The sequence below is a fragment of the Leucobacter tardus genome, from assembly GCF_017583045.1.
Taxonomy (GTDB): Bacteria; Actinomycetota; Actinomycetes; order Actinomycetales; family Microbacteriaceae; genus Leucobacter; species Leucobacter tardus.
Genome location: NZ_JAGFBF010000005.1, coordinates 258753 through 278989 on the forward strand (window position 1 = coordinate 258753; position 20237 = coordinate 278989).

Sequence of the window (20237 nt, forward strand, 5' to 3'; positions counted from 1 at the left end):
AGTCATCAGCTTTGCCTGCCCGAGCGCAGGCGAGAAACGTTTCGAAAGGTATGCGGTGCGTTCCAATCGTCGAATGAAATGGGTTGCGGCCCCGGTGGCATTGGCGGCTGCGCTCGCCCTCGCCGGCTGCACCCCCGAGCAGCAGCGCGGCTTCTTGCCGGAGGGTTCCGAGGGAGCCACCAATCACACGGACGGCATCACGGGTCTGTGGGTGACTTCGTGGATCGTGCTGCTCGCTGTCGGCGTCATCACGTGGGGCCTCATCATCTGGGCGACGGTCGCGTACCGCCGTCGGAAGGGCCAGACGGGCCTGCCGGTGCAGATGCGCTACAACATGCCGATCGAGGTGTTCTTCACGGTCGTCCCCGTCATCCTGGTGCTCGGCTTCTTCGCGTTCACCGCTCAGGAGCAGACGAAGATCGAGACGCGCGAGGAGAACCCCGACAACATCGTCGAGGTCTTCGGCAAGCGCTGGGCGTGGGACTTCAACTATGTGAACGACGACGTGCATTTCTCCGGCGTTCAGGTGGAGACCGATAGCGAAGGATCGCCGAAGGAAGAGACCATGCCGGTCCTCTACCTGCCGGTCGACCAGACGACGGAGATCCGTCTCGAGACGCGCGACGTAATCCACTCCTTCTGGGTGGTCGAGTTCCTCTACAAGAAGGACATGATCCCCGGCCAGACCAACTACATGACGTTCACGCCCGAGAAGACCGGTACTTTCACCGGGAAGTGCGCCGAGCTCTGCGGTGAGTACCACTCGATGATGCTCTTCGAGGTGCAGGTGCTCGAGCAGGACGAGTACGAGCAGAAGATCGCCGAGCTTCGTGCGAACCCGGAGAACCAGGGCCTGGCCCCTGCCGACCTGAACCCGAATCAGGATCGCTTCTTCGGTGACGAGGCCGAGGCGCACAACGAGTAACGAGAGAGACGCTGGATCATGAAAAAAGGTAACGTCGTCGTCTCGTGGATCACGTCCACAGACCACAAGGTGATCGGATACATGTATCTGATCAGCTCGGTGGTGTGGTTCCTCATCGGCGGGCTCATGGCGCTCCTCATCCGTGCGCAGCTGTTCGCGCCCGGACTGGAGATCATCCCCACTAAGGAGCAGTACAACCAGCTCTTCACCATGCACGGCACGATCATGCTGCTGATGTTCGCGACGCCGCTCTTCGCCGGTTTCGCGAACGTCATGATGCCGTTGCAGATCGGCGCCCCTGACGTCGCCTTCCCGCGACTCAACGCCTTCGCGTTCTGGCTGTACACGTTCGGCTCGCTCATCGCCGTCGGCGGCTTCTTGACCCCGCAGGGCGCGGCCTCGTTCGGATGGTTCGCCTATGCGCCGCTCTCCGATATGACATTCTCTCCGGGCGTCGGCGGCAATCTCTGGGTGCTCGGGCTCGGTATCAGCGGGTTCGGCACGATCATGGGCGGTGTCAACTTCATCACCACGATCATCACGATGCGCGCGCCGGGCATGACGATGTGGCGTATGTCCATCTTCACCTGGAACACGCTGGTGACCTCGATCCTCGTGCTCCTCGCGTTCCCGGTGCTCGCGGCTGCGATGTTCGGCCTCGCGGCCGACCGCATCTTCCACGCGCAGATCTACACCGGAGAGGGCGGAGCCATTCTGTGGCAGCACCTCTTCTGGTTCTTCGGTCACCCCGAGGTGTACATCATCGCGCTGCCGTTCTTCGGCATCGTCTCCGAGATCTTCCCGGTGTTCAGCCGCAAGCCGATCTTCGGCTACAAGACCCTCATCTACGCGACGATCGCGATCGCCGCGCTGTCGATGACGGTCTGGGCGCACCACATGTACGTCACCGGTTCGGTCCTCCTGCCGTTCTTCGCCCTCATGACGATGCTCATCGCCGTGCCGACGGGTGTGAAGATCTTCAACTGGATCGGAACCATGTGGCGCGGGTCGATCACGTTCGAAACTCCGATGCTCTGGTCGCTCGGCTTCCTGGTGACGTTCGTCTTCGGTGGACTCACCGGTGTCATCCTGGCGTCGCCCGCACTCGACTTCCACCTCTCCGACACCTACTTCGTGGTCGCGCACTTCCACTACGTGGTCTTCGGTACCGTCGTCTTCGCGATGTTCGCCGGCTTCTACTTCTGGTGGCCGAAGTGGACGGGCAAGATGCTCAACGAGCGCCTCGGCAAGATCCACTTCTGGATTCTGTTCGTCGGTTTCCACACCACCTTCCTCGTGCAGCACTGGCTCGGCGTCATGGCCATGCCGCGGCGCTACTACACGTACCTGCCCGAGGACGGCATCACGTGGGGCAACCAGGTGTCCACGGTGGGTGCCATGATCCTCGGCGCGTCGATGATCCCGTTCCTTCTGAACGTGTACATCACGGCGCGTCGCGCGCCGAAGGTCGAGGTCAACGACCCGTGGGGCTTCGGCCGCTCGCTGGAGTGGGCGACGTCGTGCCCGCCGCCGCGCCACAACTTCACCTCGATCCCGCGTATCCGCACCGAGTCGCCGGCGTTCGATCTCAACCACCCTGAGGTCAGCGGCATCGAGCAGCCGGCACGCCCGGTCACGGCCCAGCACTAAGGCTCCGAGGAGACACCCGATATGAAGTCCAACATCGTCATCTTCTGGATCCTGACGGCGTACCTGGTCCTGGTCGCAGGCGTGTACGCCGTATGGAATCACTTGGAAGGCAACGCGTTCCAGTGGCCCGTATTCGTTCCGATTCTGCTGTCGGGCGCCCTCACAGCGTTCATCGCGTTCTACCTCGGACTGGCGAAGCGCAAGCAGGGTGGGCAGCTGGTCGAGGACATGGAGCACGCGGACATCGACGACGGCGACCCCGAGCAGGGCGAGTTCAGCCCCTGGAGCTGGTGGCCGCTCGTTCTCGCCTTCGCCTGTTCGGTCGTCGTGCTGGGTCTCTGCATGAGCTGGGGCTTCTTCTGGCTCAGCTTCTTCACCGCACCCCTCGTCCTGGTCGCGGTCGTCGGCTGGGTGTACGAGTACTACCGCGGGTACTTCGCGCGCTAAGGCGGTTCGAACATGACAGTGAAAATCCGGCGGGGTGTGCCCGACGACGCTCAGGCGCTGTTCGACCTTGCGCTGCAGTATCAGACCGGGCGCGACGCGATCGGTCGCGACGAGTTCAACATCGCTCTCGACAATGTGCTGCGCAAGCGCGATCACGAGACGAACGTGCTCTTCGTCTCAGAGATCGACGGTACGGTCGTCGGCTACTCGCTGATGACCGTCTCGCGCCTGCTGCACGCCGCGGGCCTCACCGCGCATCTGCAGGAGATCGTCGTCGACGAGTCGGCTCGCGGCCACGGAGTCGGCGACCGTCTCGTGCAGGCCAACGAGCACTATTGCATGGGCAGAGGCGTGCGACAGCTCTCCGCATCGACCTCGCGCATCGGTTCGTTCTTCAACCATCGCGGGTTCGAGGTCCAGGGCGAGCACTACCGGAAGGTGCTCGATCTCGAGTGACCACGTCACCGCGTCGACCACGACGCAAGCCCGGAGAGAACCGGGAGCGTCTCCTGGAGGCCGGACTCATCGAGTTCGGCCTCTTCGGCTACCACGGCGCCAGTACAGCCGCGATCGCCGCGCGCGCTGAAGTGCCTCAGCCGCATGTCTACGCGAGCTTCGCCACCAAGCAGGAGCTCTTTGTCGCCTGCTGCGCCCGGGCGCTGACAGCGCCGAGTGACCGGGAAGTGCCGTCCACGGACATGCCTCGACGCTTCCCAGCACCCGCACGAGTACGCTCCCGTTTCCTCCTGCAGGCATTCGCAGCCGCACGCAACCCGCAGCTCAGCGACGCACTCACACCGCTCCTGAGGACCTACCTCGCCCAGTCTCAGTCGGACGACTTCGCCGAAGATCTCACCAGAGGAGCGCACGACCTCCTGCCGTGACCGGACGCCGACCCCGTCGTTCGCGATCGTTTCTTCGAGGTCGCCCGTGACGGCGACGCGGCCTTCTGTACGGAGCGGCAATGATCCGCTTGCGCCCCGGGCACCAGTGCATCGGGTCGCGCACCCGTCGTCGCGCCCCGTGGTGCGGACCCCATTCGACCCGGCAGTCACGACCAGGGCCGAGTACTGCGCGGTGCCGACCGGTGGTAAGACGCGCGATCGGAGCTCCACGCCCGCGGTGGGGGGACGAGGCCGGGGAGCGTCCCTCACTGGCTGGCCCGCAGATCGACTCATGCGGCCGCCCGCACCGGTGGTCGGTGCGGGCGGTGGGGGGCGATACCCTCGGCTCGTCGACGACGAGGCGCGCGGTGCGCGTATGACACTGCTGCAGTGGTACGACGAAGGGGGTGGGCTGCGCATGTGCGCCGCCCACCCCCTCCTGAGGAGCTCAATTCCTAGTGGTGACCATCCTGGCTGTCGATCTCGCCCTGTCCCGGCGGGACGATGCGATCTTCGAAGAACCAGCGGCTGAAGCCGGCGCGCAGTCGCTGCGTGAGCGGAATGCGACCCTGGTCGTTCGGCCGCAGCATCAGCGGCGCGTAGTCGGAGTAGCTGACAAGCTCCCAGCGCTCGTACTCGCTGACCGGCTTGTGCACCTCGATGTACTCGCCGCCGGGAAGGCGGACGATGCGACCCGACTCATACCCGTGGAGGGCGATCGAACGATCCTTCTTCTGCAGACCGAGGCAGATGCGCTTGGTGAGGAAGTATGCGATGAACGGCCCGAACACCAGGCAGAACTGCAGCGCGTGGATCACGCCCTCCATCGAAAGCTGGAAGTGCGTCGCCATGAGGTCCGAACTGGCACCCGCCCACATGACGCCGTAGAACGTCACACCCGCCGCACCGATGGCGGTGCGGGTCGGCGCGTTGCGCGGGCGGTCGAGAATGTGGTGCTCGCGCTTGTCGCCGGTGATCCAGGCCTCGATGAACGGGTATGCCGCTACGAGGACGAGGAAGATACCGATGAGGGCCAGCGGGATGAGCATGTTCCACGACCAGGTGTAGCCGAACCACTCGGTCTCGAGACCCGGCGGCACCAGGCGGAGCATGCCGTCGGCGAAGCCGATGTACCAGTCTGGCTGGGTACCGGCAGAAACGGGGGAGGGGTCGTAGGGACCATAGTCCCAGATGGCGTTGATGCCGAAGAATGAAGCGATCAGCAAAATCACACCGAAGACGATGAAGAAGAAGCCACCGGCCTTCGCCGCGTACACGGGGAGCACGGGGAAGCCGACGACGTTCTGCTGCGTCTTGCCCGGGCCGGGGTACTGCGTGTGCTTGTGAATCACCACGAACGCGAGGTGCAACGCGATGAAGAGGATCACCAGCGCCGGGAGCACCATGATGTGCAGCATATAGAGACGTCCGACGATGTCGGTTCCGGGGAACTCTCCTCCGAAGAAGAAGTAGGAGAGATAGGTGCCGACGACCGGGATCGCCTTGATGATGCCGTCGATGATCCGGAGACCGTTGCCCGAGAGCACGTCATCGGGGAGAGAGTATCCCGTGAAGCCCTCGGCCATGGCGAGCACGAAGAGCACGAATCCGATGACCCAGTTGAGCTCGCGCGGCTTGCGGAACGCACCCGTGAAGAAGATGCGAAGCATGTGCAGCCCGATCGAGGCGACGAAGAGCAGCGCCGCCCAGTGGTGCACGTGTCGCATGAGCAGACCGCCGCGCACCGAGAACGAGATGTCCAGTGTCGATGCCATAGCGACCGACATCTCCACACCCTTCATGGGGGTGTACGGGCCGTTGTAGTGCACCTCGGCCATTGAGGCCTGGAAGAAGAGCGTCAGGAACGTGCCCGAGATCAGGATGACGACGAAGCTGTACAGGGCGACTTCACCGAGCAGGAACGACCAGTGGTCGGGGAAGACCTTGCGGCCGAATTCCTTGACGGCGACGCCGACCTTCGTGCGGTCGTCGATGTAGGTCGCGGCCTTCGAGGTGAAACGGCTCGAGTTGCTCGCGGCGGGTTTCGTAGTTGCGGTGCTGCTCACTTGAGGCGCTCCCAGAAGCTCGGGCCGACAGGTTCGTGGAAATCGCTCTGGGCGACGAGGTAGCCCTCATCGTCCACCGTGATCGGCAGCTGCGGGAGCGGACGCTTCGCCGGACCGAAGATGACCTTCGCGTGCTCGGAGACGTCGAACTGCGACTGGTGGCAGGGGCAGAGGAGGTGGTGCGTGTGCTGCTCGTAGAGCGCCACCGGGCAGCCCACGTGCGTGCACACCTTCGAGTAGGCGACGATGCCGTTGTAGGACCAGTCCTTGCGGTCGTCGTCTTCCTTGAGGTCCGACTGGTCGAGACGCATGAGGAGGACGATGGCCTTCGCCTTGGCATCCAGCAGCGTGGCACTGCCGCCGCGCTCGTCGAGGCTGAGCTCCTCGAAGTCGCTGTGGTTCAGGGTCTCGGGAATCACGTGGAACGCTGAACCGATGGTGACTTCGCTCGCGCGGATCGGGACACCCGAGGGGTCGCGAGCGAGTCGCACACCGGACTCCCACATCGTGTGCTTGAGCAGCTGGACCGGGTCGCGGTCCTGCGGCGCGAGGCTGCGCAGGAGGGTGACGCCGGGAAGCGGGAACGCGATCAGCGCGCCGATGAGGCTGTTGCGAACCAACGAGCGTCGCGAGAAGCCGGACTCCTCGTCGGCGATCCGGAAGACCTCGGCGGAGTCCTGACGGACCTCTTCCGAACTCGAGACCGGGTGGCGCTCGTCGATCGACTCGTGGTCGGCCATGAGCGCCTTGCCCCAGTGGACCGCACCGATACCGAGAGCGAGCAGACCGAGGGCCATGCCGAGGCCCACGAACAGCGTGTGCAGGCGGATGTCGAGCAGCTCGCCCGATTCCATCGGGAAGAACATGTAGGCGAGCACTGCGCCCAGGCTCCCGACGATCGACACGTAGAAGAGGGTGTAGACGGTGCGCTCGGCACCTTTCGCCTTCTTCGGATTGGTGTCGGTGACGCGCTGACGGTGCGGGGGAAGACCCGGGTTCTGCACAGCATCGGCCGCGATGACCGCCGTACCAGCGGACACCCCGCCGTCACCGTGGCCATGAGCGGCGACAACGGCGCCGTCGGTGCCGTTGTTCTGCTCTTCCTCTGCCATGTTGCTCCTTGATTCCTGACTCATGAAACTCTGCGAACTCCGATGACTAGTTCGACTTCGCGGTGACCCACACGGTGAGGCCGACGATCGCGCCGAGGCCCAGCACCCAGATGAACATACCCTCGGCGACCGGGCCGATCGAACCGAGCGAGAAGCCGCCGACGGTGGGCTCGTTCTCGAGGTACTTGAGGTACGAGATGATGTCCGCCTTGTCCTGGGGGGACAGGTTGGCATCGTTGAAGACGGGCATGTTCTGCGGTCCGGTGACCATCGCTTCGTAGATGTGCGATGGCTCGACGCCGCCGAGCGGGGGAGCGAACTTGCCCTCCGTCAGGGCGCCGCCCGCGGCGGCCACGTTGTGGCACATCGCGCAGTTGATCCGGAAGAGGACGCCGCCGTTGGCGATGTCGTTGGAGTCGTCCGCGGTGAGGTACTGCGCCTCGGGCAGTCCGGGTCCCGGGGCGAGCGAGGCGACGTATGCCGCCATCTGGAGCGTCTGCTCCTCGGTGAACTGCTTCGGCTTCACCATGCCCTGCGGGCCCTGGTAGGCGAGCGGCATACGGCCGGTGTCGACCTGGAAGTGCACTGATGCGGCGCCCGAGCCGATGAGCGACGGGCCCTCTTCAGTGCCCTGCGCTCCCGTGCCGTGGCAGGTCGCGCAGTTCGCCCCGAAAAGCTTGCGACCCTCTTCGATGGTCTGCTGCGAGGTCAGGTCGACCTCGGCGGTGGCGGAGGTCTGGCTGAAACCTGCATACGCGGCGCCCGTGACGAGCAGGCCGACCGCGACGAGTGCGGCGGTGGCCAGGGGATGCCGTCGACCTGACTTTCGAACGTTTTTCTTGGCGCGAGCCATGATGTCGATTTCTCCTGACCGGTCTAGAGGATGTCGAGAACGTAGATGACGAAGAACAGGATGATCCACACGATGTCAACGAAGTGCCAGTAGTACGACACGACGATGGCGGAGGTCTCCTCCTTGTGGCCGAAGTTCTTCACGGCATAGATGCGTCCGATGACCAGCAGGAAGGCGATCAGCCCGAGCGCCACGTGGATGCCGTGGAAGCCGGTGGTCATGTAGAACGCGGAGCCATAGGGATCCGAGGGGAGGGTGATGCCCTCCGAGACGAACGTGGCGTACTCCCACACCTGCCCGGACACGAAGACCGCGCCCATGAAGAAGGTCAAGTAGAACCACTCGACGGTGCCCCAGTTACGGGGGCTGGCGCCCGTCGCACGCGGCTGGCCGCGCTCGGCGGCGAAGACACCGGCCTGGCAGGTGAATGAGGAAGCCACCAGGATCAACGTGTTGATCAGCGCGAACGTGAAGTTGTGCTTCTCGACTTGCTCGGCCCAGAGCTCTGGGTTCATGGCGCGCAGCGTGAAGTAGATCGCGAAGAGCCCCGCGAAGAACATGACCTCGCTGCCGAGCCACACGATCGTACCGACGGCGACCGTATTCGGTCGCTGCACCGTGGGCACGGCTGACTGGGTATTCATAGTGGTCGTCGTCACTCCTCCATTATGGCTGAAAGTTGGGTGTGCGAATTCCATTTGGAATCGGCGCGCCGAACTTCCATCGGTGTCCTCAGACCACCCTACCGTTTCCTGAGCATCCGAACGCGCGCGCAACCATCTCGTGATCCGACTGCCACCCGGCACGCGCGTACTCCCACGCGTCTCGTCGGCGCGGACGCGCGGATAGAATGGGAGTCATGACGGATGCACGGACCTGGCCGACCATTCTCACCTCGCTCCTGAGTGGCGACGACATCAGCGTGTCGCAGGCCGAGTGGGCGATGGCGGAGATCATGACCGGCTCAGCGTCCGCGGCGCAGATCGGCTCGTTCCTCGTCGCACTCCGGGCGAAGGGGGTGACCGTCGATGAGATCGTCGGATTCCGAGACGCGATCCTCGCCGAAGCGCTTCCCTTGGATCTCCCAGCCGCATCGCTCGACATCGTCGGCACCGGCGGGGATCGCTTCGGCACGGTGAACGTGTCATCGATGGCGTCGATCGTCGCCGCCGCTGCGGGTGCGCCGGTCGTGAAGCACGGCAACCGCGCCGCGAGCAGCAAGTCCGGATCCTCGGATGTGCTCTCGGCGCTCGGCATCGACCTGTCGCTCGATGCGCCGGCACTGATCTCCTCGTTCGCCGAGACGGGGATCGCGTTCGTGCACGCGGCCCGGTTCCTCCCGGGGTTCCGGCATGTCGCCCCCGTGCGCAAGGAGATCGGGATCCCGACGGTGTTCAACTTCCTCGGGCCGCTCTGCAACCCCGTGAGGCCCGAGGCGTCGGCCGTCGGCGTCGCGGATGCCGACCGGGCGCCGTTGATCGCCGGCGTCTTCCGGATCCGAGGGGCTTCGGCTCTGGTCTTCCGTGGGGACGACGGACTCGACGAGCTGACGACGACCGGGCACTCGCGGATCTGGGAGGTGAGTCGCGGATCGCTCACCGAGCACGATTTGGATCCGCGGGATCTCGGGATCGCCCGTGCCGATATCGGCGATCTGCTGGGTGGAACGCCCGTCGAGAACGCGGAGACGGTGCGTCGGACGCTCGCCGGAGACGTCGGACCGGTGCGTGACATCGTGCTGTTGAACGCGGCGGCCGGCTTGGTCGCATACGAGCTGTTCACGACTCCGGAATCGGCCGAGCGACCGATCCTCGAACGTCTCGACGCTCAGATGACGCGTGCGGCGGACGCCATCGACAGCGGAGCGGCGGCGACGAAGCTCGACGCTTGGGCCGCATCGACTGCGGCGCTCGCCAGCTGAGGAGCCTCAGTCCTCGTCGTTGTGACGGTTCAGGAACGGCAGCGGATCAACCGCAGTGCCGTCGACCTTGATTACGAGATGCAGGTGCGGCCCGAACGACATTCCGGTGTTCCCGACCCGGCCTGCCGGGTCACCCGCGCTCACCGCGTCGCCCACCGCGTAGGTGTGTGATGCGAGCTCCATGTGGCAGTAACGGCTGCTGACCGCCTCATCATCGATCTCGTGGTCGACGATGAGGCCGAAGCCGCATCCGTCGTCGCTGTACCCGGCTTCAGCGACCGTGCCATCGGCGATGATCGAGATCGGCGTGCCCGCCGGAGCAGCGAAGTCTTGCGCGTCGTGGAACTGCGCGACCGGGGCGCTGCGGTAGCCGAACCCATCGGTGAGCGAGGCGATGCCGTCGGCGAAGGGGAACTGGACGGCCGACGACGCGACGTTCGTGTACGTCGCCCCCGAGGGCTTCAGGCTTGCAGCTGTCGCGCTGAACGCGGAGAGGTCGGGTTCCGCTGAGGTGTCCACCACGAGATTCTGTCGCACCGCAGCCGATGCTTCGGTCTCACCCCCGGACGCGAGCATCGGGATCGTGCTGGCTCCGACCAGGCCGACCACGCTCGCGGCCGCTGTGACGCGCAGTGCCCGATGGATGAACCGACGCTGACGGGTCCGCGGCACAGCGAGCTCATCGCGATCGAAGCGGAGCTCGGGAAGGAGGGTCATCGCCACCGCGTCCTCGCCGTCCGACGATCCGGTCCCGGGGTCGCTACTGGGGCGACGCTCGTCAGGTGACGGAAGGGTTCGGGGCATGCGAGTCCTGTGTCCGGGGGTCAGTGGAGACCCACGTTATCACGAAACGGTCACGGCGAACGGGGTCGTGCGGTCCTCGGGGCAGCGGTGATGACGATGAGGGCGCCGCCGATGCCGCACATGCCGAGCCACCCGAGTCCGCCGAGGCGTTCCCCGACGACCAGGACTGCCAGGAGTGCGGCGACGGCCGGCTCGCTGAGCGTGAGGGTCGTCGCGGTGCTCGGGGAGACGCGCGTCAGACCGTACCCGAAAAGGAGATAACCGATGAACATCGGCACGATCGCCATGTACGCGCCGACGGCGAGATTCGTTCCGTTTGCGAGGAGAGGCGCCCCCGTCACCAGGAGAACGGGAATGAGGAGCAGCCCGCCGATGCCGAAGACGGCACCCATCGAAGCGGCCCGTCCCATGCCGTGCTGCAGCAGTCGATGGACGCACCAGGAGTAGGCCGCGTAGGCGATCCCGGCGATGAGGCCGCAGGCGATCCCGAGTGCGGTGTCGGCGGCCGAAGCCGCGTCGTCGCCGACTTTCGCCAGAGTGAGGAGGGCTCCGCCACCGATGCCGAGCGCCGCCGCGATGGCCCAGCGCCGTGACAGCGGCCGTCGCTCGAGAACCCATTCCAGAGCCCCTGACGCCAGGGGAGCGGTGGCCAGCGAGACTGCAGTGCCGATCGCCACCCCGGCGAGATGCATCGAACTGTAGAACGCGAGCGGATAGACGAACACGGCGCACGCTCCTGACCAGACGAGTGCAGGGCGTCGACGCAACTCGTGTCGTCGCTTCCGGAGGTGCGGGACGGCGATGAGGGCCTGCAGGAGTCCGCCGATGCCGAGGGCGGCCGCCCCGATCGCGAGCGGCCCCACCTCAGGGGCGAAGGTCGCCGCTGTGCCGGTCGTGCCCCAGAGGACTGCGGTCGTGAGCACGGCGAGCGCACCGAGCGTCCGACCATGGTGGGCGACCTGCGATGAAGCGGAATGACTCATGCAGCGACTGCGGTGGTCTCTGCGTCCAGGATCGCCGCGGCGATGCGCCTGCCGTTCGCGATGCGCTCGGTGCGTCCGTCGAGCCCGGCGCGCGCCATCGCACCTTCCAATACGTAGGTCAGGTGCTCGGCGATCTCGTGCGCGCGCGTGTCGTCCAGGATCTCGGCGAGGTGCGCGCGCAGCATGGCCTCGATCTCGGCTTTGTGGTCGCGCACGGAGGCGCGGGCGGGGTCGCCCGACGGGAACTCCGCCGCGGCGTTGAAGAGGCCGCACCCGCGAAACGTGGCGTCCGGAGCGCTGTCGGCGTGGTCGAGGTAGGCGTCGAACATGGCGAGACATGCATCGACGGGACCGGTGGCCCGCGCGACACGGAGCGCGTAGAGGCTCAGAAGCTCCTCGTGCCGCGCCTCGATGTACGCCTCGACGAGTGCGGCCTTCGAGGCGAAGTTGTTGTACAGGCTCATCTTCGCGACTCCCGCCTCGGCGACGATCGCGTCGATCCCGGTGGCGGCGATGCCGTCGGCTGCGAAGCGCTTCGCGGCGGCGCCGAGGATGCGTTCGCGCGCGGGCCGTGCGGGCATGGTGTCCTCCCGGAGGTGTCGACGAGCGTGTAGACAGATCAGTCTACACAGTGCGCGCTCGGCATTCTCAGGCGAGCAGAGCGTATGCTCGTCCATATGTGGCTTCGACGCGCATTCTTCCGATGGTTGTTCCCGTCCGTCATCGTGCTCCCGCTCTGGCTGCTGGTCGGTTGGGGCGTGTTCGAGGCCGGTGGATGGGCGTTCCTGTGGGTCCTCTTCATCGCCATCCCGTCGGTCGCGGTGGCGCAGCTCGTGTCAGCGCTGCTGGTGCGCGCGCGCCCCTCGGTGCAGCGTGACCGCGCGGTGTCGTGGCTCGACGTCGCGGGCTTCGGCCTGTGGCACGTGCTCACCGTGCTCGTCGGGTTGTACTCGCAGCGATGGTTCGGGGTCGCACTCGCTGCCGCGATCGCCGCCGCGCTCATCGTGTTCTGGCTCTCGCTCGCGCAGTTCCGCAAGGAGATCGCGGGGGGAGCGGTATTCGGGAACACGCCGTTCCCCGGCCAGGGGCCGTTCCCCGGTCAGGGCGGTTCGGGGCGGATCGACCCCGGTGATGTGACGATCATCACCGATGCACCTCCGCGCGACCGTCGATCCGAGGACGACTGACCGCGGGCGGGCGACCCTCAGGCGGATCGCGCCGCAGCGATGAAGCGGACGATCCGGTCGAGGTCTTTGACGCCCGGCTGAGATTCCACGCCGCTCGACACATCGACGCCCCAGGGTCGTGCGGATCGCACAGCCGTGGCAACCGATTCCGGGTCGAGTCCGCCCGCGAGCAACCAGCCATCGCCGATGCGCTGGTGATCGATCGCCGTGAGATCCCAGCTCTCGCCTGATCCGGCGGCGACGCCATCGAGGAGGAGCCGTTCTTCGCCGAGCGCTCCCGCGCGGACGTCGGGTTCACGAGCGAGGGAGGTCGCCCTCCAGACGCGGGGGATGCGCGAGATCGCGGCTGCGAAGTCCTCGGGGGAGTACGCTCCGTGCAGCTGCAGTACGTCGAACCCCAGTCGCACTGCCGTGTCCGCTGCCTCGCGCGCATCCATCTCGCGAACGACGAGCACGGTGTCGGTCGCCGGTGCGGTCTCGTGAGCCGCGCGGACGACGGCGGCGGCGACCTCGGGCGTCGCGTGGCGCGGGCTCGGCGCGCTCATGACGACGCCGATCGCGTCCGCGCCTCGCTCGACGGAGAATCGCGCGACCGCCGGGTCGGAGATGCCGCAGACCTTGACGTACATCAGCCGACCTGCCGTTCGGGTGCGGCCGGCGCCGCGCGGTCGAGGCCGCCTGTAGTCAGTCGGCGCAGCAGGATCTCGGCCGGACCGCGCACGCCGCTCCGCTCGAGCAGCGACGCCAGAATCACGGAGACGAGCCACACGCCGAGTGCGATGCCGAAGGCCGCAGTCGTATTGATGCGCGCTCCGAGCCCGAAGCCCCATGCCGCGAGGAGCGGAGCGAAGACGACCGACTGGAACAGGTAGCAGGAGAGCGAGCGTTTGCCGACAGCCGCGATGGCGCGCGGCACGCCGGACAGGGGAGTGGACAGCCGCTGGCCGATCAGGCCGAACAGTGCGACGTACCCGACACCGCCGGCGATGCCCGTGACCTGTGCGATGCCCATCGTGCCCCACTCGGCGGTGTCGGGGAGCGGCGAGACCCCGAGGTACCCGAGCGCCGGAAGGATGCCGCCGACTGCGCCGATGAGAATGCCCCCGAGCGCCACGGCGCCCAGACTGATGCGACTCGAGAGGGTCTCCAGCCACGCGTGCCGGCCGGCGAGCATGCCGATGAGGATCGCGGCGGGTATGGTCAACCCGAAGACAGCTCCCGGCGCGGAGAAGATCCAGACTCCCACGCGGATGAGCATGGCCAGCCAGAACGACGCGACGCCGTTCATGAAGTCGGCGTTGGACTGCCAGGCGTCGCCCTGGTCGGCGAGCCCGGCGAGGTCGGGGAAGGCGGCGCCCAGCAGCATCGCCGCACCGAACATGAGGACCGCGCCGCTTGCAAGCACACCGAGGAGCACCCAGACGGTGATGCGGAGAACGGTGTCCGATCGGCTGAAGAAGATCGCGGTCAGGATCAGGCCGGCGATACCGTACGTGCCCAGGATGTCTCCGGCGAACAGCAGCAGCGCGTGCACGAACCCGAATGCGATGAGCCACCAGTGCCGGCGGAACAGCATGCTGCGGATCGCCGGCTCGGGGACGCCTCTCGCGTAGCGGGATCGCGAGAACTGCACGATGCCGTAGCCGAAGAGGAAGGCGAACATCGGGTAGATCCTGGCGTCCACGAGCACGATCGCGATGGCTGCGAGCGCGCGGTCGATGGCACTGCCGTCCAGCGGATGCGCCGATGTCATGGGCGCCTCGTGCCCCCAGAGGTAGAAGGAGACGTTCGCGATGGCGATGAGGAGGAGCATTACCCCGCGGGCGAGGTCGGGAGCGCTTGATCGCTGTGCAGCCATGACTCCGACCCTATCGGCCCGGAACATCATCGGTGCGCCGCAGGTCAGTCGAAGATGTCGTCCAGCAGACCGCCGAGGAGCACTCCGCCGAGCACGGGTCCGAGTACGCTGGCACCTCCGCCACCGAGTGGTCCGCCGCCGCGGTGCCCGCGTCCGCCGCCCCATCCGCCCCAGTCATCGTCGTCCGGCCGAGCGGAGTCGATGTCGCGCTGCGCGAGACGCACCGCCTCATCGGCCAGCTGTGTGGTGCGCCGCGCCAATTCCTGAGCCCGCTCGCGCGTGTCCTCGGGAGCCACGAGCGGATCGAGTTCGCTGCGTAGACGCTGCGCTTCGGCGAATCGTGTGCGGGCGTCTGCTCCGATCCATCCCCGGTGTCCGTTGATGAGCTGGTCGGCGACGCCGAGCGCGCGGTCGGCCGCGTTGACATCGTGCCGTACGTGCTCGAGGGAGGGGAGCGGGCGTTGGGCGCGCTCCACCGCGGCGTCGAGCGCCGCGTTCGCCTGCGACACGGCGGAGAGGTCGGCGTGAGGATCGCGAGCCTCTCGAGCGCCGGACACCGTCGAGAGCGCGGCGTCGAGATCGCGCATGGCCGCGTCGAGCGCGGGTGTGCGGGGGAGCCGTGCCGCGCGGACGAGGTCCTCTCGTGAGTCGTCGATCACCTCGGCGAGCGTTGACTGTGCGCGTATCGCCTCCACCTCGAACCCGTCCACGCCATCGAGCACGGAGGTCGCGCGACGGACCGATTCGGTAGCGGTCTCGAGCGCGAGGTTCGCGTCTTCGGCGCGACCGGCGGTGCGTCGCCGCTCGGAGAGCTCGACCGACTGCACCGCGAAATCGAGCAGCTGTTCGGCCTCATCGGCGGTCAGTCGGATCCGGTGGAGCGCTGAGGAGCTGTACCGCTCACCGAGACGGGCGATGGTGTCGCGAGTCTCGGGAAGCCTGTTGCGCAGACGGTCGACGTCGTCGCGCACGTTCTGCGCGACCCTGGGCGCCTCGCGGACGCGCTCGACCTGCACGCGGAGGGCCTCGGTCCGCTCGTCGAGGAGATCCTCGGCCCAATCGCAGAGTTGCACGATACGGGCATTGCGGGTGCGGAGCTCCTCGGGGGTGTCCGGGATCTCGTCGTGGTTGAGCTGGTGCAGTTGGAACGCCTCACCGAGGTGCTGGCGCACGGCCGCGAGGGCTGCTCGCAGATCTTCCGTTGCCGCGTCCCCGAGTTCCGCCGTCGCGAACGCGAGCTCGTCATCGGTCGCGCGGATCCGTTCGTCCGCAGTGACCAGCGCGGTCCGCGCACGTCCCGAGAGCGCGTCGTCGGCCTGACCCTGGCGTTCGTCGGCCTCTCGCTTGCGCCGCCCCCAGAAACCCACCATATTCCGATCCTAGTGTGTTCACATATACAGTCAGTGGAAACGAGAGGAACCCCATGACGAAGCAGTCCATCTTCGGCCGCATCTCCGCCCTGGTGCGTGCCAATGTCAATGCTGCGATCGATGCTGCGGAGGACCCGCAGAAGATGATCGACCAGCTCGTTCGCGATTACAGTTCCAGCATCGCCGACGCCGAGTCCGCGATCGCCGAGACGATCGGCAACCTGCGTCTGCTGGAACGCGATTACGCCGAAGACGTGGACACCGCGAACGAGTGGGGTCGGAAGGCCATCGCGGCGAGCCGCAAGGCGGACGAGATGCGCGCGAGCGGCAACTCCGGTGACGCGGACAAGTTCGATAACCTGGCGAAGGTCGCACTGCAGCGGCAGATCAGTGCCGAGAACGAGGCCAAGGAGGCCGCTCCGACGATCGCGACGCAGACGGAGGTCGTCGATCGCCTGAAAGCGGGCCTCCAGGGCATGAAGGAGAAGCTCGAGCAGCTGAAGGCGAAGCGGAACGAGCTGGTCGCTCGCGCCAAGGTCGCTGAGGCGCAGAACCGCGTTGCCGATGCGGTGAAGTCGGTCGACTTCCTGGACCCGAACAGCGAGCTTGGACGCTTCGAGGACAAGATTCGTCGCCAGGAGGCACTGGCGCAGGGCAAGCAGGAGCTCGCGGCCTCGAGTCTCGACCAGCAGTTCATAGAACTCGAGAATCTGGGCGAGGTCACCGAGGTGGAGGCGCGCCTCGCCGCGCTGAAGAGCGGACCCGCACCGCAAGCGATCGACCGGTGACCGGGGTCCGCTGAGAGGCGGGTCGGAGACAGAGCAAGCGCCGGGGGAGCGGAAGCCCCCCGGCGCTTGCTGCGTGCGGTCCCGAACGGGACTTAGACGGTCGGTCCGTCCTGGTCGACGATTCGCTCGGAGACGGGCGCGTCGACGCCCGCGGCGTTGGCGGCCTGCAGGCGCGACTCGTGCGCGGTGCGAATGATCCGGGAGTACCGGTCCTTGTGCTCGATGAGGTCCTCGCGGTACTTCTGGGGGACCGACTCCGCGCGCTGCGTCCAGCTGTCCATCAGCGCGGCGGCCTCGCGGCGCTCCTGCTCGGGGGCGTCCTCGCCGAGTTCGGTGTATCGGTGCGCGAATCGCTCGGCGTTCTGCAGCGCGCGCAGTGCTCGACCCTTCGGGCTGGCGAGCGATGCGACCACGGTGATGATGAGGATGCAGACGATGACCAGCAGGGAGATCTCGGTCGGAATCTCGCGCACGGGAACGTTCTCGCCGCCGTTGACGAAGAACAGGTTGTTCTCGTGCAGGGCGTGGAGGATGAGCTTGACGCCGATGAAGCCGAGGATCGCCGCGAGCCCGTACGACAGGTAGACGAGGCGGTCGAGGAGTCCATCGATCAGGAAGTACAGCTGACGCAGACCCATGAGCGAGAACGCCGTCGCGGTGAAGACGATGTAGGGATCCTGCGTGAGCCCGAAGATCGCGGGGATCGAGTCGAACGCGAACAGCAGGTCGGTCGCGCCGATCGCGACCATGACGAGCAGCATCGGCGTGATGAGGCGCTTGCCGTTCTTCACGACGGTCAGACGGTCGCCGTTGTACTCGTCGGAGGCGGGAAGGAATCGCTTCGCGGCGCGGACCATGACGTTGTCGGCTTCGTCCTTGCCGTCTTTGTCGCCCGTCAGTTCGCCCTTGAGCTGCTGTCCGGCGATGAGCAGGAGCGCGATGCCGAAGAGGTAGAAGACGTCGGACCAGGCTTCGATGATCGCGGCACCGACGAGGATGAACGCGGTGCGCGAGATGAGTGCGAACGTGATGCCGAAGAGCAGCACCTTCTGCTGGTAATCCCGAGGAACCTGGAAGGATGACATGATCACGAGGAACACGAAGAGGTTGTCGACGCTCAGCGCCTTTTCCGTGATGTAGCCCGAGTAGTACTCGATGGCGTGCTGCGTATCGCCGAAGACGAAGAAGACGAGACCGAACACGAGCGCGAGGCCCACGTAGATCGCCGACCAGATGGCCGCCTCGCGGATGTGCGGGGTGTGCGCCTTGCGCACGTGCACGAAGTAGTCGAAGAGCAGTAGTCCGATGATGACGGCGATGGTGATCGCCCAGGTCCATCCGTTGATCTCCAAAAGAGCCTCCCGTGGGTGTCGTGATCCACGCAAGTCTCTCCCGCCGATCACCCGAGGTGGATCAGCCTCCGCATCCGGTCCGGCCAGGTGCCGAACGTGTTGACGTTTACGAAGAGGGGGGATACTCCCTTGCTGGGAGTTGAGTGTACCAGGGGATCGACGAAGTTGACCGGTTGCAGTGCCGGGGCGAACGAACTGACATAATATACATTATCAACGCACGGGGTGCTGTGGACCGTTCGGCTACGAACTCAACGTGATCAGCGCCTGCCCGCTCAATGCCGCGGCGCCGATGGCCCCGAGACTGCCGGCGAGGATCATCATGCCGTCCGTCTCGATCCAGAAGGTCGATGCCGCGACGATCAGAGCGGCGATGACGAGCAGCATGCCGACGCCGATGAGCACCACGCGGACACCGACGATGCCCGCGGGCCTGCGTGACATGCGGATGGGCGCGACGATCGTCAGCACCGCGAACGTCAGGACGCCGAGCATCATCGCACCGAGCACATCGCTCGGCCGGTGCCAGCCGTACTCGAGCAGCTGCCAGGCGACGACGCCCATGAGCGCCGACCCGCCGAGCGCGACGAACGCCCGCGCGCGCTCCGGGACCGTCCAGATGCACGCCGCGACGAACAGCACGAAAATCGACATGTGTCCACTGGGAAAGGTGTTCGGAGCATCCAGCTCGAACAGGCCCGGCCGCACCAGGAACTGCTGCTTCAAGAACTGCGCCGCGATGATGCCCATCGCCGGGACCACGGTGACACCGATCGCGCGCACCGGGCCGTGCACGAGGAACGCGATGAAGCCGAGCACGAGGAACACCACGGCGACGCTCGGAATCGAGACGAGGTTCAGCGGCGGCGGTGGCGTCGTGCTGAAGGCGGCCTCTCCGAGCACCAGCGCCTCCGCGCGCTGTCCGATCGCGCTCCGCACGCCGACCACGTACGAGGAGACTCCGACGATCCCGGCGAGCACGGCGATAATGAGCGCGCGCGACCGGCTCGCGGTCGACCCCTGCGCGCGGAGCACCTGCGTCACGGCCCCCGTACTCATATGCGACTCCCCTGCGACGCTTGATCCTGTGTGTCCCTCATCAATGTACTGTCCTCGCGCGGAGATTCGCTGTGTTGCACCCGGGTGCAGCGCCGAGCCAGGGCGGCGGCGCAGCCGCAGCGATCGACGCCTCGCCGTGGGCACAGCGAGCGGGCCGGATCCGTAGACCCGGCCCGCTCGGTGCGGGGACGATCCCCGATGCGCGCTGCGAATTACTCGGCGGGCAGCACGAGGTCCTGACCCGCGAAGATCAGGTCGGTGCTGGTGATGGTGTCCTGGTTGACCGCGAAGAGGCCGAGCCATCCGCTCTCGATGTTCTGCTCCTCGGCGATGCTGGCGAGCGTGTCGCCCTCCTGGACCGTGTAGGTCTCATCCGAGGGGCTCACGTCGGGCAGGTCGAGTGCCGGCGCCTGCTCGACCGGTGCCTGGGCGACGGCCGCCTGCGGTGCGGGGGCCGCCTCGGTCCAGGTGTTCTCGACCGGTGCCTGCTGCGGTGCCTGCTCGGGAGTCGGCGCTGCAGCGCCTCCCCCGCCGCCCTGGCTGCCGCAGGTCGGCCAGGCGCCCCAGCCCTGCGAGTCGAGCACGTTCTCGGCGACGCGAATCTGCTCGCCGCGCGAAGCGTCGGCCGGGTTGCCCGAGCCGCCGTTCGCCTCCCAGGTGCCCTGGTTGAACTGCAAGCCGCCCGAGTAGCCGTTTCCGGTATCGGTCGCCCAGTTGCCGCCGGACTCGCACTCCGCGACGGCGTCCCACTTCGAGTCGTCCGCCGCGTTCGCGGCCGACGGAACCAGCGCGGCACCGGCGGCGAGGGTGATCGCGCCGACGGCGAGGAAGCCGCCCCGCGAGAAGCGTGAGGCGAAGCTGCTGGTGCGATCGGTGGTGGTGAAAGCCATGTGTGAACTCCAGAGGCCCTGCCGCACCGCGCTGAGCGCTGCTCTCGCCCGACCATGCCAATCGAAATCATGGAACGAAGGATGCGGG

Annotated in this window: 21 protein-coding genes; 8 read left to right on the forward strand and 13 right to left on the reverse strand. The window is 66.5% G+C overall.

The window, feature by feature from the left end:
• Positions 1-73: 73 nt before the first annotated feature.
• Genes ctaC through J4H85_RS08295 form a run of 5 tightly spaced genes read left to right on the forward strand, consistent with a single transcriptional unit; the run spans position 74 to position 3906 of the window.
• Positions 74-925: an aa3-type cytochrome oxidase subunit II gene (ctaC, locus tag J4H85_RS08275; RefSeq protein ID WP_208238627.1), complete on the forward strand. Its 852-nt coding sequence runs from the start codon at positions 74-76 to the stop codon at positions 923-925.
• 18 nt (positions 926-943) lie between these two features.
• Entirely contained in the window at positions 944-2575 is a 1632-nt protein-coding gene (gene ctaD / locus J4H85_RS08280) for an aa3-type cytochrome oxidase subunit I (protein WP_208238630.1), read from the forward strand.
• 21 nt (positions 2576-2596) lie between these two features.
• Positions 2597-3022 (forward strand): aa3-type cytochrome oxidase subunit IV, encoded by a 426-nt coding sequence (ctaF, locus tag J4H85_RS08285; RefSeq protein ID WP_208238633.1) that lies wholly within the window; start codon positions 2597-2599, stop codon positions 3020-3022.
• A gap of 12 nt (positions 3023-3034) precedes the next feature.
• Complete coding sequence (locus J4H85_RS08290; protein ID WP_208238635.1) at positions 3035-3478, forward strand: GNAT family N-acetyltransferase; 444 nt, start codon at positions 3035-3037, stop codon at positions 3476-3478.
• Entirely contained in the window at positions 3475-3906 is a 432-nt protein-coding gene (locus J4H85_RS08295) for a TetR family transcriptional regulator (RefSeq protein WP_208238637.1), read from the forward strand. The genes J4H85_RS08290 and J4H85_RS08295 overlap by 4 nt, the downstream gene beginning before the upstream one ends.
• A gap of 455 nt (positions 3907-4361) precedes the next feature.
• On the opposite strand, the gene qcrB is transcribed toward J4H85_RS08295, so the two are convergent.
• From qcrB to ctaE, 4 genes are read right to left on the reverse strand one after another with little or no spacing between them, the layout of a single operon-like run.
• Positions 4362-5972, reverse strand: a complete 1611-nt coding sequence (gene qcrB, locus J4H85_RS08300; RefSeq protein ID WP_208238640.1) for a cytochrome bc1 complex cytochrome b subunit — start codon at positions 5970-5972, stop codon at positions 4362-4364.
• Positions 5969-7084, reverse strand: a complete 1116-nt coding sequence (qcrA, locus tag J4H85_RS08305; protein WP_208238642.1) for a cytochrome bc1 complex Rieske iron-sulfur subunit — start codon at positions 7082-7084, stop codon at positions 5969-5971. The genes qcrB and qcrA overlap by 4 nt, the downstream gene beginning before the upstream one ends.
• A gap of 46 nt (positions 7085-7130) precedes the next feature.
• The gene (gene qcrC, locus J4H85_RS08310) at positions 7131-7937 is read right to left on the reverse strand and encodes a cytochrome bc1 complex diheme cytochrome c subunit (RefSeq protein WP_208238644.1); all 807 of its coding nucleotides are present in this window, start codon (positions 7935-7937) and stop codon (positions 7131-7133) included.
• A gap of 23 nt (positions 7938-7960) precedes the next feature.
• Positions 7961-8581 (reverse strand): aa3-type cytochrome oxidase subunit III, encoded by a 621-nt coding sequence (ctaE, locus tag J4H85_RS08315; RefSeq protein ID WP_208240328.1) that lies wholly within the window; start codon positions 8579-8581, stop codon positions 7961-7963.
• Between the two features lie 215 nt (positions 8582-8796).
• On the opposite strand from ctaE, the gene trpD reads away from it, so the two are divergent.
• On the forward strand, positions 8797-9858 hold the full coding sequence (gene trpD, locus J4H85_RS08320; protein ID WP_208238646.1) for an anthranilate phosphoribosyltransferase: 1062 nt from the start codon (positions 8797-8799) through the stop codon (positions 9856-9858).
• A gap of 6 nt (positions 9859-9864) precedes the next feature.
• Here trpD and J4H85_RS08325 read toward each other — a convergent pair whose 3' ends face one another.
• From J4H85_RS08325 to J4H85_RS08335, 3 genes are read right to left on the reverse strand one after another with little or no spacing between them, the layout of a single operon-like run.
• The gene (locus J4H85_RS08325; RefSeq protein ID WP_243893589.1) at positions 9865-10662 is read right to left on the reverse strand and encodes a M23 family metallopeptidase; all 798 of its coding nucleotides are present in this window, start codon (positions 10660-10662) and stop codon (positions 9865-9867) included.
• A 50-nt stretch (positions 10663-10712) separates the two neighbouring features.
• Positions 10713-11645 (reverse strand): DMT family transporter, encoded by a 933-nt coding sequence (locus J4H85_RS08330; RefSeq protein WP_208238648.1) that lies wholly within the window; start codon positions 11643-11645, stop codon positions 10713-10715.
• A complete protein-coding gene (locus tag J4H85_RS08335; RefSeq protein WP_208238650.1) occupies positions 11642-12226 on the reverse strand; it encodes a TetR/AcrR family transcriptional regulator in 585 nt (194 codons plus the stop codon). The genes J4H85_RS08330 and J4H85_RS08335 overlap by 4 nt, the downstream gene beginning before the upstream one ends.
• Before the next feature lie 96 nt (positions 12227-12322).
• Between J4H85_RS08335 and J4H85_RS08340 the strand changes: the two genes are divergently transcribed.
• Positions 12323-12832 carry an MFS transporter permease gene (locus J4H85_RS08340; RefSeq protein WP_208238652.1) on the forward strand — a complete coding sequence of 170 codons (510 nt, stop codon included), beginning with the start codon at positions 12323-12325 and terminating at the stop codon, positions 12830-12832.
• 17 nt (positions 12833-12849) lie between these two features.
• On the opposite strand, the gene J4H85_RS08345 is transcribed toward J4H85_RS08340, so the two are convergent.
• From J4H85_RS08345 to J4H85_RS08355, 3 genes are read right to left on the reverse strand one after another with little or no spacing between them, the layout of a single operon-like run.
• Positions 12850-13461 (reverse strand): phosphoribosylanthranilate isomerase, encoded by a 612-nt coding sequence (locus tag J4H85_RS08345; protein WP_208238654.1) that lies wholly within the window; start codon positions 13459-13461, stop codon positions 12850-12852.
• Positions 13461-14690, reverse strand: a complete 1230-nt coding sequence (locus tag J4H85_RS08350) for a DUF418 domain-containing protein (protein WP_243893590.1) — start codon at positions 14688-14690, stop codon at positions 13461-13463. Before J4H85_RS08350 ends, J4H85_RS08345 begins: the two co-directional genes overlap by 1 nt.
• Positions 14691-14734: 44 nt before the next feature.
• The gene (locus tag J4H85_RS08355) at positions 14735-16060 is read right to left on the reverse strand and encodes a coiled-coil domain-containing protein (RefSeq protein ID WP_208238656.1); all 1326 of its coding nucleotides are present in this window, start codon (positions 16058-16060) and stop codon (positions 14735-14737) included.
• A 53-nt stretch (positions 16061-16113) separates the two neighbouring features.
• Between J4H85_RS08355 and J4H85_RS08360 the strand changes: the two genes are divergently transcribed.
• A complete protein-coding gene (locus J4H85_RS08360) occupies positions 16114-16848 on the forward strand; it encodes a PspA/IM30 family protein (RefSeq protein WP_208238658.1) in 735 nt (244 codons plus the stop codon).
• A 92-nt stretch (positions 16849-16940) separates the two neighbouring features.
• Here the strand turns inward: J4H85_RS08360 and J4H85_RS08365 are convergent, their stop codons facing one another.
• The 3 genes from J4H85_RS08365 to J4H85_RS14175 form a co-directional block, all read right to left on the reverse strand.
• Complete coding sequence (locus J4H85_RS08365) at positions 16941-18200, reverse strand: TerC family protein (RefSeq protein ID WP_208238660.1); 1260 nt, start codon at positions 18198-18200, stop codon at positions 16941-16943.
• Positions 18201-18443: 243 nt separating this feature from the next.
• Positions 18444-19259, reverse strand: a complete 816-nt coding sequence (locus J4H85_RS08370) for a phosphatase PAP2 family protein (RefSeq protein ID WP_208238662.1) — start codon at positions 19257-19259, stop codon at positions 18444-18446.
• 212 nt (positions 19260-19471) lie between these two features.
• Positions 19472-20149 carry a LysM peptidoglycan-binding domain-containing protein gene (locus J4H85_RS14175; protein WP_208238664.1) on the reverse strand — a complete coding sequence of 226 codons (678 nt, stop codon included), beginning with the start codon at positions 20147-20149 and terminating at the stop codon, positions 19472-19474.
• Positions 20150-20237: the final 88 nt, after the last annotated feature.